Genomic DNA, 15,542 nt, shown 5'->3' on the forward strand with positions numbered 1-15,542 from the left:
TCCCCTCACGCGGCCGAGGCGCGCAGCGCCCCGGGTACAGTCACCATGGCCGGATTCGCCGCAATCTTCGCTTCGAACTCGTGGCGGAATTTCTTCAGTCCCGACATCACCGGCGTGGCGCAGGAGTCGCTCAGAACGCAGATCGTCTTGCCACTCATGCCATCGGCAATGGACACCAGCGTGTCGAGATCCTCCGCGGTGCCTTCACCGTCGCGAATACGCTCCATGATGCGCGTAATCCACGCCGTGCCTTCGCGGCACTGCGAGCACTGGGCGCAGCTTTCGTGCGCGTAGAAGCGCGTCAGCCGCGCGATCTGCCGGACCATGCACTGCCGATCATCAAAGACGATCGCTCCGCCGGAGCCGAGCATCGTTCCCGCGGCGACCATCCCCTCATAGTCCATGATGGCGCCTTCGGCCTCTTCCCGCGTCAGAATGGGCACCGAAGACCCGCCGGGAATGACGGCCTTAATCTCGCGGCCCGGCAACGGCCCACCGCAGAGGTCGTACAGAAAATCCTTGAACGGAAAGCCCAACGCGACTTCGTAGTTACCAGGGCGCGTGATATTGCCGCACACCGAGAACAACTTCGTGCCGATGCTTTTGGGATTGTCCGGGCGTCCAAACTGCTTGTACCACTCCGCGCCGTTCTTGATGATGTACGGGACGGTGGTGAGGGTTTCGACGTTGTTGATGGTGGTGGGCTTTCCGAAGAGCCCTGCCACCGCCGGGAACGGCGGCTTGATGCGCGGATTGCCACGCCGTCCCTCAAGGGAATTCATGAGCGCGGTTTCTTCGCCGCAGATGTACGCGCCCGCCCCCCGATGCACATGGACGTCCACCTGCTTGCCGCTCCCCATGGCGTTGGCGCCGAGGATGCCGGCCGCATACGCCTCTTCGACCGCGGCGGTGACACGCGCGTACGGTTCGGTGAACTCGCCCCGAATGTAGATGTACGCCGTTTGCGCGTAGATCGCGTGGGCCGCCAGGGCCACCCCTTCCACCAATCCATGGGGCGTCCAGCGCATGATCTCACGATCCTTGAACGTCCCCGGCTCGGACTCGTCGGCGTTGCAGCAGAGGTAATGCGTCTTGCCATCGGGTTTCATGAACGACCACTTCATGCCGGTGGGAAATCCGGCACCGCCACGGCCACGTAGGCCGGAGTCCTTCACGATCGTCTGCAGTTCCTGCGGGTCCGTAAACAACGCTTTCTGCAACGCCTCATACCCGCCGCGCGCCCGCCACCCTTCAAGGGTGCGCGCCTCGGCATCGCCGAAGTACTTCGACAGGATGGGTGTTTCGCGCGGATGAGACGGATGTGGATACCCCATTACTTCAACTCCGCCAGAATGCGTGGCACCGACTCGGGCGTCACGGATTCAATGAAATCGTTGTTGATCATGACCGGCGTGGCAAAGCCACAGGCGCCCAGACATTCCACTTCGATGACCGTGAACCGGCCATCGGCGCTGGTGAGCCCGAGGTCACCGCACCCGGTATGCTCGAGAAAACTCTTGACCACATCTTCCGCACCACAGACGTTGCACGGGGTCGTCGTGCAGACCTGAATGAAGTGCCGGCCGACCGGGTGCTGGTGATACATGGTGTAGAAACTCACCACGCCCTTGATGTAGGCCGGCGTAATGGCGAGCAGCGCCGCAATCTCCTCGATCCCCTTGTCGCTGACCCAGCCGCGCGCATCCTGCAACATCCAGAGCGCCGGCAACAGGGCGGCCTGTTTGGTGGGATAGCGCGAAAGAATGGTATCGAGTTGCGTGCGGGCCTCACCCACGAAAACCGGTTCATGCGGTTCGTCGTGGTGATGGCCATGCGGCGGGGCGGCCACAAGGGCGCCTCCACTGGCGGACGGGCCATGGCTCACCGGTCGATCTCTCCCATCACGATATCGATGCTGGCGTTGATGGCAATCACGTCGGAGAGCAAGTGTCCCTCCACCATCTTCGGAATTGCCGACAGGTTGACGAATGACGGCGGGCGAATACGCCAACGCACCGGCTTGGAGGTCCCGTCACTCACGAAATAGTATCCCTTCTCACCCTTGGGACTTTCCACGGCGACATAGCACTCCCCCGCCGACGGACGCGGGCCTTCCATGACGAGCTTGAAGTGATGGATCATGCTCTCCATCTCGCTCGTGGCTTTGTGCTTCGGCGGCAGGATCAGCCGCGGATCATCGATGTTGATCGGCCCACCCGGCAGCCGCTTGAGCGCCTGCTCGAGAATGCGCACGCTCTGCCGCATCTCTTCCACACGCACCAGGAACCGATCATAGACGTCGCCCTGGGTTCCGACGGGCACATCAAAATCGTAGGTCTCGTAATCGAGATACGGGAAATCCTTGCGCACGTCATACGCCACACCCGAGGCGCGCAGCATGGGGCCGGAGAGCCCCGCGTTGACCGCTTCTTGCGCGTTCATTGCACCAAGTCCCACGGTACGGCCGGCCCAGATGGCATTGGTTTCCAGCATCGCCACGGACTCCTCGAGCGTCTTCGGGAAGCCCTTGAGGAACGCCCGCAGGCCATCGAGCCACCCATCGGGAAGATCCGCCGCCATGCCGCCAACGCGGGTGGCGGTGGTCGTGAGGCGGGCGCCGACCCACCCTTCCAGGAGGTTGTACACGTTCTCGCGCTCCTGATACAGCCACAGGAACGGCGTAAACGCCCCGATGTCCACCGACGTGGTGCCCAGCCAGACCAGATGTGAAATGATGCGGGAGAGCTCCATGAGAATGACCCGCAGCACTTTGGTGCGCTCCGTCATCCCCACCCCGAACAACCGTTCGGCTCCCAGCACGAACGCCACGTTGTTGCCAGGCGAGTTGAGGTAGTCCTCGCGATCGGTCCAGGGAATGATCTGATTGTACTGGCGGTATTCCCCGATCTTTTCGAACCCGCAATGCAGGTAGCCGATGTGCGGAATGCACCGCACGACGGTCTCACCGTCCAGCTCCAACACCAGACGTAACACCCCGTGTGTTGCCGGGTGCTGAGGGCCGATGTTGATGAGCATGTGATCAGCCTCGAGCTCCGGCTCTGGCGCCAGTGCCGGGGTATCCAGCGCGACGGCGCGTCCGCCCTGTGCCACCAACGCGGCGCGAAGCGGCTGCCCCTGTGCATCCAATCCGCTCGTGCCGAGTGCCACCTCAATGGTTCGACGCGCGCTCATTCGCCTTCCTCGGTCTCGCCGTGGGCCGCACGATCGGCAAGACGCCGCTTCATGTCCTCCGGCAAGGAGTCGAAAGCATCGGCGATGCTCAGTTCTTCCATCGAGTAGCGCGCTTCCGGATCAGCGGCGAGTACCTGCTTGAGCTGCTCGGCGCGCGAGAAGCGGCCCCGCAGTGGAAAGTCCTTTCGCAACGGATGCCCTTCCTTGTACTGCTCCCACATAAGCAGCCGCCGAAGATCCGGATGGCCTTCGAACCGGATGCCGAACATGTCATAGCACTCGCGCTCCAGCCAATCAGCGCCCGAATAAATGTCCATGACGCTCGGCACCCACAGGGCTCCACGCTTGGGCAGTTCAACCTTCAGTCGCAGAAAGCGGCGATGCCCCAACGCGCGTAAGTGCCAGACCACTTCCAGTGGGCGTGTCCCGTCACGGTATTCCACCGCGGTGACATCCACGAGATAGTCGTATCGCTCCGACGGTTCGTCGTGCAGGAACCGGACGATGCGGTGGATGGCGTCGCGCGTGACAAAGACCGTCGTCTCGCCCCAGACCACTTCGGTGCGCAGGACGTCGCTACCGAACCGGGCCGTCAGAACGGCCGCGGTCGGATTGGCGGGGGCCCCGTGGCGCGGCACGTTGACCGGCGTCATGGGCATACCGTGCACGTCGGTCGCGACGGCGGCCATGACGTCAGCGGCGGCCGCGGTGACAGGCGGAACCGGGACAGGCGCCGTCACGGTGCCGACCGGGTCTGATGCACGGAGTTGCCGAACGGCTCCGACAGTTCGTCAATTCGCGACGGCGGAATGTACAACTGGCTGGACGGATCCGGCTCAATTTCGACGTGACGCGTACTGTCCTTGAGGCGCTCCTGCATGACCTTCTTCTGAAGCATCATGATGCCATGGATCAGCGCTTCCGGACGCGGTGGGCACCCCGGGACATAGACATCGACGGGAATGATGGTATCGATGCCCTGCACCACGGCATAGTTGTCGAACATGCCACCGGTGGAGGCGCATGCCCCCATGGAGATCACCCACTTCGGCTGCGGCATTTGCTGATAGATGCGTCGAATGACCGGCGCGAGCTTGAGCGGCACCCGCCCCGCGCACAACAGCACATCCGCCTGCCGTGGCGAGTAGCTGAGGCGCTCCATGCCGAAGCGTGCAAGGTCATAGCGGCTGGCGGCCGTGGCCATGAACTCAATGGCACAACAGGCCGTGCCGAAGGGCATGGGCCACAACGAGCCGGCGCGCGCCCAGTTCACGAGAAAATCGAGGCGCGTGGTGATCCAGCCATCCTGTGCGCCCGGATCAACCTGCACCACACGCGATTCGTTGGCGGGGATCAGTCCCACGTCAGCGCTCCCTTCTTCCAGACATAGAGGAATCCGACCACGAGGATCAGAGCAAACACCAGCATCTCGCCGAGTCCAAAGAACGACAGTTGTCCCGTTGGGCAGGCATTGGACACCAGCGGTACCTGGCAGGAGAGCTGCCGGTAATGAACGCCCCACGGGATCATGAACACCGTTTCGATATCGAAGACGATGAACAGCATGGCCACGAGGTAGAACTTCACGGAAAAGCGCTCGCGGGCATCACCCAGCGGGCTGATACCGGACTCGTACGGCTGGGATTTCACCGCGGTGGGCTGCGACTTCGTAGTCAGGTGCGCGATGCCGAGAATCAGCACCGCGTTCAGAATCACAAAGCCCAGGAGCAGCAGAACCGGCAGATAGGTACGTAGCATCGCGGTGCAGCAAGGATCCGACAGATCACGAAGGGGAGTGACTTCGTGAAAGAATTCACAAGTGATGTAGCGGAAGGTACCAACGGGACCAGAATCCCTCAACAGCGTGCGGAATTGTTTTTCCGTGAAGTAACCGTTGAACCTGTTTTGGCAGGCTCCACTAGTCGAGAGTAGACTTAACGAGGAGTTTCGGCGCCAAGCGCGCCGCGCATCATGGACCGGTTGGTCCTAGTGCGTACCGACCAACCCTCTGCTCTCCCACCCCATGGGGCTCTGCTCAGATCGCTGGATCACGCGCATGGCGCGCGAACACGGCATGATCGACCCGTTTGAGGATCGCCAGGTCCGCCAAGGGGTCATCTCCTACGGCGTCAGTTCATACGGCTACGACATGCGGGTGGCGTCCGAATACCGGATCTTCACCAATGTGCTGAGTTCCATTGTCGACCCGAAGCAGTTCGACCCCAAGAGTTTCGTGGAGTTTGAGGGAGACGTCTGCATCGTGCCGCCCAATTCCTTCGCCCTGGCCCGGAGCGTGGAGTATTTCCGCATTCCCCGCAACGTGCTCACCCTGACGGTGGGCAAGAGCACCTATGCCCGATGCGGGATTATCACCAACGTCACGCCCTTCGAGCCCGAATGGGAGGGGTACGTGACGCTCGAGATCTCCAATACGACCCCGTTGCCAGCCAAGATCTATTCGAACGAGGGGATCGCGCAGGTGGTGTTCTTTACCGGCGATGAGGAGCCGGATGTGAGCTACGGAGACAAGAAGGGGAAGTATCAGGGGCAGCATGGAGTGACGCTGCCGCGGATCTGACGCGGCCAGCTGGCGATCGGAGCGCGCCGTGATCCCGGCCTTGCTCCGTTCCTTTGATCTTCGCCGTGACCAGCGCGAAGCGGAGGAAATCCATGAGGCGGTAACCGGTGGAGTTCGTTCCGCCGGTACCAACTTGTGGGTCCTGATGTTCGCCATTCTGGTGGCGTCAATCGGCCTGAATGTCAATTCGACCGCTGTGATCATCGGCGCCATGCTGATTTCGCCGCTCATGGGTCCGATTGTGGCCATCGGATACGGCGCCGGAGTGAATGATTTCGGTTTGATCAAACGCGCGGTGCGCACGTTGGGGCTCTTCGTAGGCATAAGTCTGCTGACGGCGACACTTTACTTCTCGGTCAGTCCACTCTCGCAGGCACAGTCGGAACTGCTGGCGCGGACCACACCAACCGTCTGGGATGTCGCCATTGCCTTCTTTGGGGGGGCGGCGGGGATTGTGGCTCTCACCCGCCGGGAGTTCTCCAACGTGGTGCCCGGTGTGGCAATTGCCACCGCGCTCATGCCGCCCTTGTGCACTGCCGGCTTCGGATTGGCGACGCGCAACCTCGCGTTCTTTGGCGGCGCGTTCTATCTCTTTTCCATCAATGCCGTTTTCATCGCACTCGCCACACTCCTCGTCGTCAAGGTGCTGCGCCTGCCGGCCCGTGCCGATATCGATCCGGTGGTCCGGCGGCGAACACGTCTTCTGATTGGTGGTGCAGTGACGGCGATGCTGGTGCCGAGTGTGTATCTCGCCTGGCAATTGGTTCAGGCGGAATACTTTTCGGCGTCCGCCGCCCGCCTCGTGCGCGAACTCGCGGCGGACGCTCGGTATATCGTGCTTGCGAGCGATATCGATGCCCGTCAACGACGACTCACGCTCACGCTTGGTGGCGATGTCCCGCCGGCTGGACTCGCCGCGCAACTCGCCGCGCAATTGAAGTCGCCAACCGCGCGCACGGCGAGCGTGGACGTCCGATTCCTTGGCAGTTCCACTGCCGCGCTGCAATCATTGCGCGAGGAGCTCACCCAGACAACGCGCGGAGCCACCGCCCAAACCTCCGTGCTGCAGCGGCAGTTGGCGCAATTGCAGGTCGAAGCGTCCAGCGCACAGACTATTCGCAACGAACAGATTGCCTTGCTGGCGGAACTGCGCGCTGAATACCCGGAGGCGAGAACCGTGAACGTGGCCATTGGTGAACAGCGTCGTGTCAGTGACAGCTCCGCCGCCCCCGTGACGGTGGTCCACCTCGACTTCGACAAATCGGTACCCGTAGACGAGACAAGACTGCGGGCACGATTGGCCGCCCGTTTTCCTACACGTCGTCTTGATTTGCTGGTCACCAAAGCCCAGTGATGGCGCTCGCGCTTCGCCGCCCTGCGGCCAGCGGATGAAATCCCGCCCGCGTGGGGATCAGCCGCCGGCGTATACGTAGCGACAGCCCCTGTCTTGCGCCTGCTGCAAGGTGACCACCATCGATGGTACAACTTCGACGCCTGGCAGCAAATTGTCGGTGGCCTCTGCTGCAAAAGCCGCGGTCTGCGCCGAATCACTCCGCGCCGGAGCGGGCAAAAAACGTGAGCCAGACGCGCGGAGCGAGTTGGCACAGGCCAGCAGAATGACCCCCCGGGGAACGAGCGCCGCAACTAACGAGGTGTTGGGGTTCTTCGCAGACGCGACCCCCATCGTCTCCCCTATGGACGGATACTTCGCCCACACGGCATCGTTGAAGAGCCAACCAATGGAGCGGCCGTTGAGTCCCACCACCACGGTACAATCCTGCTCGACGATGCCGTACTGGCGCTGCTGGGAATCGAGAAACGTCTGTGCCCATCGCAGCGCCAGTCCTTCCGTGGGCAAGTGGGAGTGAAAGACAACGCGATGCTTCCCTCTTACACGGGACACCCAGGGGTCCTCAACGAGCGGTCGCTCGACGCCCAGTGCGGTGGAGGGAGCACCAACGCCGACGGCGGCGCCGAGCGCGGCCAGCTTCGACAGGAAACTGCGACGGTCCGGAATCTTCATGGCTTCCTCAGAGAATCAGGGAATACTCGCCGTGCAAGCAAGGGGCGGGGTGTTGGGAGCGAGCGCCCCGCCCGCCGAGCACCATCGGTGGCATAGGCCACGTCGCGCGGCGGATCACTGCGAGGCCAATCCCGTTCCTTGCCTGGATGATCCTGCCGAGGAAGCGACAGCACATAGGCCGCAATATCCGCGGCGTGTTGCGCCGAGAGCGTTATGCTGTGATCGAGGGGCATGTTATACCGCACGAATGTTGCGAACGTAAACTGGCGCGCCATACCGGCCCCAATGGAAAAACTGCGCGGCCCCCACAGAGCGGGACTGACCGCGTCCCCCTGTCCCGTTACACCATGACAGCGGGCACAACTGTTGATATAGTGTACACGGCCGCGCCAACCCTCTCCGGTAAGCTTTACGGTATCCACACCAGAAGGCCGTGCCCGATCACGGAGGGTTTCGATGTACGCGAGCATGTCCCGCATCTCGCGGCCATTCTCCGGCAACATACGTCCTGCCAGGCTGCGGGCAATGCACTCGTTCACCCGTCGGGCCAGGGATTCTGCGTAGCCAGGGCGTGACCGATAGCGGGGATAGCGCAGGGCGGTTCCGCTCCACGGCATGGCCGTCGCCCGTGTACCATTGTCGAGATGGCAGGACATGCAGCGCAGCGCGTTCCCACTGTTGAGCGGCAACGAATCGCGGAACGCGCTCATGATAGCCAGCCCTCGCTCCGGATTGCCCCCAACCCTTGATGGTTGCTGTGCCGGTAACTGGGCGGCACAGAGAAGCGCCATGGTCAGGAGGGAGCCGCTCAGTCTCATACGTTCAATATGCAGGAAGACAGAGAGGGCGCCAGCAGCGATCTGCCAGCGCCCCCCCTTGGAGTATACCGCGCGCGCGAACGCTCAGCCTGAACCGACAGCAGCTCTCGGCTCCTGCCGCTTGGCACTCGCCACGAGATAGTCGCGGTTCATGCGCTTGATGACATCAATGCTGATCTCCTTCGGACAGGCTTCCTGACACTCACCGGCCAGTGTGCAATGTCCGAAGCCTTCCAGATCCATCTGCTCCACCATGGCCAGTGCCCGCTTGTCACGTTCCGGCTGCCCCTGCGGCAGGTGACCAAGATGCGAAATCTTGGCGCCGGTAAACAACGACGCCGAGGCATTGGGACACGCCGCCACACACGCTCCGCACCCGATGCACGCCGCCGAGTCCATGGCTTCATCGAGCACATCCTTGCCGATCAGGATCTCGTTGGCATCGCGGGCACCGCCCGTATTGACCGAGATGTAGCCGCCCGCCTGAATGATGCGATCAAACGAGCCGCGGTTTACGACCAGATCCTTCACGACCGGGAAGGGCGAGGCACGCCACGGTTCCACCGTAATGATGTCGCCGTCCTTGAATGCCCGCATATGCAACTGACAGGTGGCCGCACCCTTCCACGGCCCATGCGCCTGTCCGTTGATCATCATGGCGCACGAGCCGCAGATCCCCTCTCGGCAATCGTGCGAAAACGCCACGGGCTCCTTCCCTTCGAGCGTCAACTGCTCGTTGAGCATGTCGAACATTTCGAGGAACGACATGTCGGGCCCGACACCGTCGAGCGTGTACGTCTCGAGCTTGCCCGGAGCCTGTGAGGCGGGCTGACGCCAGACGTTGAGAGTAAGCTTCATTACTTGTAGCTCCGCGTGGAGAGGTGCACGTTCTCGTACACCAGCGGTTCCTTGTTGAGGATCGGAGTCTTGCCTTCACCGGCGTACTCCCACGCGGCGACATACGCGTAGTCGTCGTCGTTGCGCTTGGCTTCGCCTTCTTCCTGGTATTCGGTGCGGAAGTGACCACCGCACGACTCTTCACGATTCAGCGCGTCACGGCACATCAGTTCACCCAACTCGATGAAGTCGGCCACGCGTCCGGCCTTCTCCAGCGACTGGTTCAGCGAGTCGCCGCTGCCCGGCACGTTCACGTTGCTCCAGAACTCTTCCTTGAGTTGCGGAATCAGTTCCAGCGCCTTCGTCAGACCGGCCCGGTCACGCGCCATTCCGCAGTACTCCCACATGATCTTGCCGAGTTCCTTGTGGAAGGAATCGACCGTCCGCTTGCCCTTGATGCTCAGGAACTTGTTCTGCTGTGCGCGCACAGCGCCTTCGGCTTCGGCGAACGCCGCATGCGACGTGTCAACCTTGGGCAGCTTGGTACCAGCGAGATAATCGCCGATGGTATACGGCAGGACGAAATACCCGTCGGCAAGTCCCTGCATGAGCGCAGAGGCGCCAAGACGATTCGCGCCGTGATCGGAGAAGTTGGCTTCACCTGCCACGTGCAATCCGGGCACCGTACTCATGAGGTTGTAGTCGACCCAGAGGCCGCCCATGGTATAGTGCACCGCCGGGTAAATGCGCATGGGCTGTTCGTACGGATTCTCGTCCGTGATGCGCTGGTACATGTCGAACAAATTGCCGTAGCGTTCGGCGATCGTCTGCCGGCCAAGACGCTTGATCGACTCGGCGAAGTCGAGGTACACGCCGAGCCCGCCTGGCCCGACGCCGCGACCATCGTCGCACGCTTCCTTGGCCGCACGTGACGCGATGTCGCGCGGAGCCAGGTTGCCGAAGCTCGGATACTTTCGCTCGAGGAAGTAATCCCGCTCTGCTTCCGGAATCTGCGCCGGCGGACGATTGTCGCCGCGCTTGAGCGGCACCCAGATACGTCCGTCGTTGCGCAGCGATTCCGACATGAGCGTCAGCTTCGACTGATGCTCACCATGCACCGGAATGCACGTAGGGTGAATCTGCGTGTAGCACGGATTGGCAAACGCCGCCCCCTTCTTGTGCGCGCGCCAGGACGCCGTCACGTTGGAGTACATGGCGTTGGTGCTCAGGTAGAACACGTTTCCGTATCCACCCGTCGCGAGCACGACGGCATCTGCCGCGTGCGAGGTGATCTTGCCGGTCAGCAGGTTGCGCGTGACAATGCCGCGCGCGTGCCCATCGACCACGACCAGATCGAGCATTTCCTCGAAGGTGTGCATTTGCACCTTCTTCGCCGCCACCTGCTTCTCGAGCGCCGAGTACGCGCCGAGCAACAGCTGCTGTCCGGTCTGTCCGCGCGCATAGAACGTGCGCGAGACCTGCGCGCCACCGAACGAGCGGTTGGCGAGCAGTCCGCCGTATTCACGTGCGAAGGGCACCCCTTGCGCCACACACTGGTCGATGATGTTGACCGACACCTGCGCCAGACGGTACACGTTCGCTTCACGCGCGCGGAAGTCGCCGCCCTTGATCGTGTCGTAGAAGAGCCGGCGCACGGAGTCGCCGTCGTTCTGGTAGTTCTTCGCCGCGTTGATGCCACCCTGCGCCGCGATGGAGTGCGCGCGCCGCGGCGAATCGTGAAAGACGAAACACGACACGTTGTAGCCAAGCTCGGACATCGTGGCCGCCGCCGATGCACCGGCGAGACCGGCCCCGACCACAATGACGTGGTGTTTCCGCTTGTTGGCCGGATTCACCAGCTTCATGGAGAACTTGTGTTGATCCCACTTGGACTCAAGGGGACCGCTGGGAATCTTCGGATTCAGATCGAGCATATCAGTGAGTCTCCGCCGCGGCCGTAGGAGAGGGAGCCGCGCTGGCTTCCTGCAGCGCCGGCGCTTCGGGGAAGAGGCCGGCCATGGATGCCACCGGGATGGCAATGAAACCACCGGCTACCACGATGGCGATCAGCAACGCCAGCGTCCGCTTGAGTGGCTGCGTGGACGGGCGGGCGACACCCAGCGTGCGAAAGACCGCCCAGCCGCCGTGATAGAGGTGCAGCCCAAGCGCCGCCATGGCCAGCACGTAGAACGCGGCGACCGCGGGATTGGAAAGCCCGATGCGCACGTTGTTGTACGGGTCCAGGTGCGTGAACTGCGGGTGCACCGTGCCCAGCGTCATGTGCAAGATATGGAAGACGATGAACACCAGCAGCAGCACGCCACCCCAGCGGATGGTTTTGGCCGCAAGCGTGGTGACCTGTGGACGACGCTGTGCATATGCCTGCGGGCGCGCGGCACGCGACATCATGGTGAGCTGATAGGCTGCCAGCGCATGCAGCGCGACGGCGGCTATCAGCCCCAGGCGAATGGCCCACAACAAAGGCATGCTCGTCCGGAGCAGCAGCGCATAATCGTGCATGGCGCCCTGCCCTTTGAACATGAGAAAATTGCCGGACATATGGCCGAGGACGAACAGGATCCCGATGATCCCGGTCACCGCCATCACGATCTTCTTGCCGATCGTGCTCTGCCAGAAACGCGAGAGAGCGTACATAAGCGGGGTGGAAGAAGAAACCGGCGCCTCACCGTGGTGAGCGCGCCGGGTTCGTCAGAATCAGAGAGTGATAACCGACATCGGTTCGCGCACAGCCTGCGCCGACTTCTCGAGCGCCGTGCGCTCGTCGGCCGTCAGTTCGATCTCGAGAATCTTCTCAAGACCGTTCTTGCCGAGCTTGCAGGGCACGCCCAGATACAGGCCGCTCATGCCGTACTCACCGTCCAGCCAAGCCGCACACGGCAGGATCCGCTTGCGGTCATGCACGATGGCGTCCACCATCTCCACGGCACCCGCCGACGGAGCGTAGTAGGCCGAACCGGTCTTGAGGTACTTCACGATTTCGGCGCCGCCGTCGCGCGCACGCTGCACGATGGCCGCCAACTGCTCTTCGCCCATCAACTGGCGGATGGGGATCCCGCTGATGGTGGTGTACGAGATGAGGGGGACCATCGTATCACCATGCCCACCAAGCACCATGGCCTGGATGTCGCGCACCGAGACATCCAACGCTTCCGCGATGAACGACCGGTAGCGGGCCGTGTCGAGCACTCCGGCCATGCCAATGACACGCTCGCGCGGGAAGCCAGTGACTTCCTTGGCGACATAGCACATCACATCGAGCGGGTTGGACACGACGATAACGATGGCGTTCGGCGACGTGGCCTTGATCTGCTCCGAGACCGACTTGACGATGCCGGCGTTGGTGTTCAACAGGTCGTCGCGGGTCATGCCCGGCTTGCGGGCGATGCCAGCCGTGATCACGACAATGTCCGATCCTGCCGTTTCCTCGTACCCGTTGGTGCCAATGACGCGGGTGTCGAAGCCTTCCACCGGCGCCGACTCCCACTGGTCGAGTCCTTTGCCCTGCGGCACACCGTCAACCACATCGACCATTACCACCGTACGACCAAGCGACTTCTCGGCGATGCGCTGCGCCGTAGTGGCGCCCACATTTCCCGCGCCAACGACCGTGATCTTATTGACCATGTTATGCCGGATCTCCGAACGGCTATCGAAGCGAAGTACTGCAACGTTGAGTAGAGGGATCGTCGCGCGATCCGGCGAAAAGAAGCTTAGCCGGTTACTTCAGCGCGACGATCAGGGAGTGTCGTTTGGGCAACATAGAGTGCTGCACACACGCGAGCAATGCGGACGAGACAGTCCGAACGCGACTTTCTTCTGGCCGGGAGTGGATCGCCCTCAGCCGCCGACCTGACTCAGCGCACGAAGCCCGCCTACCTGCATCTGCAGCAGGGCATGTTCCTTCGGCTTCTCCGCCAGCGCCTTGGCAAAAAGCGGCGCCAGGGGATCCCCACGGCGCAGCGCATCGCGCAACACGACTTCGTGGTCGCCAAAGAGACAGGTCCGCAGGCGTCCGTCGGCGGTAAGACGGACACGATTGCAGGTCTCGCAGTACGTGTGCGTCATGGGGGTGATCACGCCGACCGTCCCCGGTGCTCCCTCATAGCGATAGTACACGGCCGGCCCGTTCCCTTTGGCCGGTCCGGCGTCTGCCGCCAACGGTCCGAGCGATCGGACCCTGGTCAGCACTTCCTCGCTCGGTACGACATGGTCCCAGGTCAGCTCGCGTAATTCTCCCACGGGCATGAGCTCGATAAATCGCACATGCCATGGGAATTCTCGCGTAAGCGCGGCGAACTCCGCCAATTCATCATCGTTGATGCCGCGCATGACCACCACATTGATCTTGATGGGCGCAATACCCGCGTCCTGCGCTGCTTTGGCGGCCATCACCAGATCGAACCCAAGATCACGGCGGGCGATCTGCACGACCCGCTCGGCACGAAGCGAATCGGCGCTGATATTCACCCGATCGAGGCCGGCATCCGCCAGAGCTGACGCCATCTGGGGCAACTTCACGCCATTGGTGGAGAGCGCGATATCCTCGATTCCGTCAATCGCCTTCAGCATGCGGATGAGCGAGACGAGATCGGGGCGGATGGTTGGTTCACCGCCGGTAATCCGCAACCGTTTCAGTCCCAATGGCGCGAGCTGCCGAACAATCTCCGCGATTTCCTCGTAACGCAGGATTTCCTGCTTGGGGAGCCACGGCAACCCCTCCACCGGCATGCAATACTGACACCGGAAGTTGCACCGGTCAGTCACGGAGATGCGCAGATACTCAATGCGGCGCCCGAATTGGTCGAGCATCAGCGCGGTACCTCGAGCGGCACTTGTCCGGCGCGAGTGGGATCAACCCATGCGCGCTCACCATCCACGTAGTGCTCACGCTTCCAGATGGGTACGCGCTGCTTGAGCGACTCAATAATCTCCCGGGCCCCGTCCATCGCCGGCCCGCGGTGGGCATGTGCGGCCACGATGGCTACGCTGACCTCGCCGATGCCGAGGGTGCCGATGCGATGCTCAATGGCAACCCGCAATCCCGGGGTCCTGTCGCATACCTCACGAGCGACCGCCGCCAGCTCCGATGCCGCCATGGCTTCATAGGCCTCGTAGTCCATGCCCTGCACCGGGCGGCCGTCATTGAGATCGCGTACGGTACCGAGAAAGACCGAGAGGGCCCCGACGCCCGCAGCCTGTGCCGTACCAATCAGATGGGACACGTCGATCGGGGCGGTGACAATGGCGGCGTGGAGTACGCCGGTAGATGCAGGTGCCACGGGATCAGCCACCGGCGACGGGAGGGATGAGGGCCACTTCGTCGGCCGGATGAATAACCGTTGCCATCTGGGCGAAGGCATGGTTGACGGCGACCAACGGCTTGGCGGGAAGCCGCTCCCCGCCGGGCAATTGCCGGAGGGCCGCCACAAGGTCGGCCACGGCACAGGGTGCAGTGACGGGGACCTCAATCTGGCGGGCACCTAAGGCATCGGCATACGACGCGAACAACAAGACGGAAACGCTCATGTCAAAACAAAGATAGCGCCAAAGCGGGAATCCGGTTCCACCAAGGTCCATTCCGTTGACCATACAAAACGCCCCCAGTACCTGATTCCAGGCAACTGGAGGCGCGTTTGCGGGTCACTGCCGTACCCGCTCAGCTGTCCGAGTCGCCGTAGTCGTCGTCGTCGTCAAGCAGGTGCGCCTCGATGCCGGCAACCATGGCGCGGAGCTCCTTGCTCGGCTTGAACACCGGGACCGGGCGCGCTGACACCTCGACAGGCGACCCGGTCCGGGGGTTTCGGGCCATACGCGTCTTTCGCTGACGGATCTTGAAGGTACCGAAGCCACGGACTTCAATGTTTTTCTGCTCCTGCAGCGCCTCTTTGATGGCGTCCAAGAACGCATCAACAACGCGCGCGCAGTCTTTTTTGGAGATGGTCGGTCCGGCGGTCCGGGCAATACGAGCCGTGACGTTCTCGACCAGATCGGCTTTGGTCATGTGGCGGGCGAAAAGTTTCGGAGCAGAAACGCTGTGGGCACCAAGCAACGGCTCGGTGCCCACGAAGCGAAC

The 15,542-nt window shown here is 62.5% G+C and carries 18 protein-coding genes; 2 read left to right on the top strand and 16 right to left on the bottom strand.

Annotated elements, in window-relative coordinates; genetic code table 11:
- Positions 1–5: 5 nt before the first annotated feature.
- The 6 genes from nuoF to GEMMAAP_RS09115 all read right to left on the bottom strand — a co-directional run bounded on the left by nuoF (position 6) and on the right by GEMMAAP_RS09115 (position 4,950).
- Positions 6–1,334 carry an NADH-quinone oxidoreductase subunit NuoF gene (gene nuoF, locus GEMMAAP_RS09090; RefSeq protein WP_026850803.1) on the bottom strand — a complete coding sequence of 443 codons (1,329 nt, stop codon included), beginning with the start codon at positions 1,332–1,334 and terminating at the stop codon, positions 6–8.
- On the bottom strand, positions 1,334–1,885 hold the full coding sequence (locus GEMMAAP_RS09095) for an NADH-quinone oxidoreductase subunit NuoE family protein (RefSeq protein WP_158514791.1): 552 nt from the start codon (positions 1,883–1,885) through the stop codon (positions 1,334–1,336). Before GEMMAAP_RS09095 ends, nuoF begins: the two co-directional genes overlap by 1 nt.
- Positions 1,882–3,036, bottom strand: coding sequence for an NADH dehydrogenase (quinone) subunit D (gene nuoD, locus GEMMAAP_RS09100; RefSeq protein WP_043581729.1), 1,155 nt, complete (start codon positions 3,034–3,036; stop codon positions 1,882–1,884). The genes GEMMAAP_RS09095 and nuoD overlap by 4 nt, the downstream gene beginning before the upstream one ends.
- 152 nt (positions 3,037–3,188) lie before the next feature.
- Positions 3,189–3,932 (bottom strand): NADH-quinone oxidoreductase subunit C, encoded by a 744-nt coding sequence (locus tag GEMMAAP_RS09105; RefSeq protein WP_075071469.1) that lies wholly within the window; start codon positions 3,930–3,932, stop codon positions 3,189–3,191.
- Entirely contained in the window at positions 3,929–4,522 is a 594-nt protein-coding gene (locus GEMMAAP_RS09110) for an NADH-quinone oxidoreductase subunit B (protein WP_274519058.1), read from the bottom strand. The genes GEMMAAP_RS09105 and GEMMAAP_RS09110 overlap by 4 nt, the downstream gene beginning before the upstream one ends.
- A 23-nt stretch (positions 4,523–4,545) precedes the next feature.
- Complete coding sequence (locus GEMMAAP_RS09115) at positions 4,546–4,950, bottom strand: NADH-quinone oxidoreductase subunit A (protein WP_026850801.1); 405 nt, start codon at positions 4,948–4,950, stop codon at positions 4,546–4,548.
- Between the two features lie 265 nt (positions 4,951–5,215).
- On the opposite strand from GEMMAAP_RS09115, the gene dcd reads away from it, so the two are divergent.
- Positions 5,216–5,770 (top strand): dCTP deaminase, encoded by a 555-nt coding sequence (dcd, locus tag GEMMAAP_RS09120; RefSeq protein WP_026850800.1) that lies wholly within the window; start codon positions 5,216–5,218, stop codon positions 5,768–5,770.
- 40 nt (positions 5,771–5,810) lie between these two features.
- The gene (locus tag GEMMAAP_RS09125) at positions 5,811–7,124 is read left to right on the top strand and encodes a DUF389 domain-containing protein (protein WP_158514792.1); all 1,314 of its coding nucleotides are present in this window, start codon (positions 5,811–5,813) and stop codon (positions 7,122–7,124) included.
- 57 nt (positions 7,125–7,181) lie between these two features.
- Here the strand turns inward: GEMMAAP_RS09125 and GEMMAAP_RS09130 are convergent, their stop codons facing one another.
- The 10 genes from GEMMAAP_RS09130 to GEMMAAP_RS09175 all read right to left on the bottom strand — a co-directional run bounded on the left by GEMMAAP_RS09130 (position 7,182) and on the right by GEMMAAP_RS09175 (position 15,533).
- Positions 7,182–7,793 (bottom strand): DsrE family protein, encoded by a 612-nt coding sequence (locus GEMMAAP_RS09130; RefSeq protein ID WP_026850799.1) that lies wholly within the window; start codon positions 7,791–7,793, stop codon positions 7,182–7,184.
- Entirely contained in the window at positions 7,790–8,503 is a 714-nt protein-coding gene (locus GEMMAAP_RS09135) for a c-type cytochrome (protein WP_053334529.1), read from the bottom strand. The genes GEMMAAP_RS09130 and GEMMAAP_RS09135 overlap by 4 nt, the downstream gene beginning before the upstream one ends.
- A gap of 192 nt (positions 8,504–8,695) precedes the next feature.
- Positions 8,696–9,469 (bottom strand): succinate dehydrogenase/fumarate reductase iron-sulfur subunit, encoded by a 774-nt coding sequence (locus GEMMAAP_RS09140; protein ID WP_026850798.1) that lies wholly within the window; start codon positions 9,467–9,469, stop codon positions 8,696–8,698.
- Positions 9,469–11,382 (bottom strand): fumarate reductase/succinate dehydrogenase flavoprotein subunit, encoded by a 1,914-nt coding sequence (locus tag GEMMAAP_RS09145; RefSeq protein WP_026850797.1) that lies wholly within the window; start codon positions 11,380–11,382, stop codon positions 9,469–9,471. The genes GEMMAAP_RS09140 and GEMMAAP_RS09145 overlap by 1 nt, the downstream gene beginning before the upstream one ends.
- A gap of 1 nt (position 11,383) precedes the next feature.
- A complete protein-coding gene (locus tag GEMMAAP_RS09150) occupies positions 11,384–12,103 on the bottom strand; it encodes a succinate dehydrogenase cytochrome b subunit (RefSeq protein ID WP_053334528.1) in 720 nt (239 codons plus the stop codon).
- A 60-nt stretch (positions 12,104–12,163) separates the two neighbouring features.
- The gene (mdh, locus tag GEMMAAP_RS09155) at positions 12,164–13,093 is read right to left on the bottom strand and encodes a malate dehydrogenase (protein ID WP_026850796.1); all 930 of its coding nucleotides are present in this window, start codon (positions 13,091–13,093) and stop codon (positions 12,164–12,166) included.
- 213 nt (positions 13,094–13,306) lie between these two features.
- A complete protein-coding gene (gene moaA / locus GEMMAAP_RS09160; RefSeq protein WP_026850795.1) occupies positions 13,307–14,278 on the bottom strand; it encodes a GTP 3',8-cyclase MoaA in 972 nt (323 codons plus the stop codon).
- Positions 14,278–14,748 (bottom strand): molybdenum cofactor biosynthesis protein MoaE, encoded by a 471-nt coding sequence (locus GEMMAAP_RS09165; protein ID WP_158514793.1) that lies wholly within the window; start codon positions 14,746–14,748, stop codon positions 14,278–14,280. The genes moaA and GEMMAAP_RS09165 overlap by 1 nt, the downstream gene beginning before the upstream one ends.
- Before the next feature lie 4 nt (positions 14,749–14,752).
- Entirely contained in the window at positions 14,753–14,995 is a 243-nt protein-coding gene (locus GEMMAAP_RS09170; RefSeq protein WP_026850794.1) for a MoaD/ThiS family protein, read from the bottom strand.
- A gap of 130 nt (positions 14,996–15,125) precedes the next feature.
- Complete coding sequence (locus tag GEMMAAP_RS09175) at positions 15,126–15,533, bottom strand: HU family DNA-binding protein (RefSeq protein ID WP_238588213.1); 408 nt, start codon at positions 15,531–15,533, stop codon at positions 15,126–15,128.
- Positions 15,534–15,542 lie beyond the last annotated feature (9 nt).

Origin of the sequence: Gemmatimonas phototrophica (assembly GCF_000695095.2) — a bacterium.
GTDB lineage: Bacteria > Gemmatimonadota > Gemmatimonadetes > Gemmatimonadales > Gemmatimonadaceae > Gemmatimonas > Gemmatimonas phototrophica.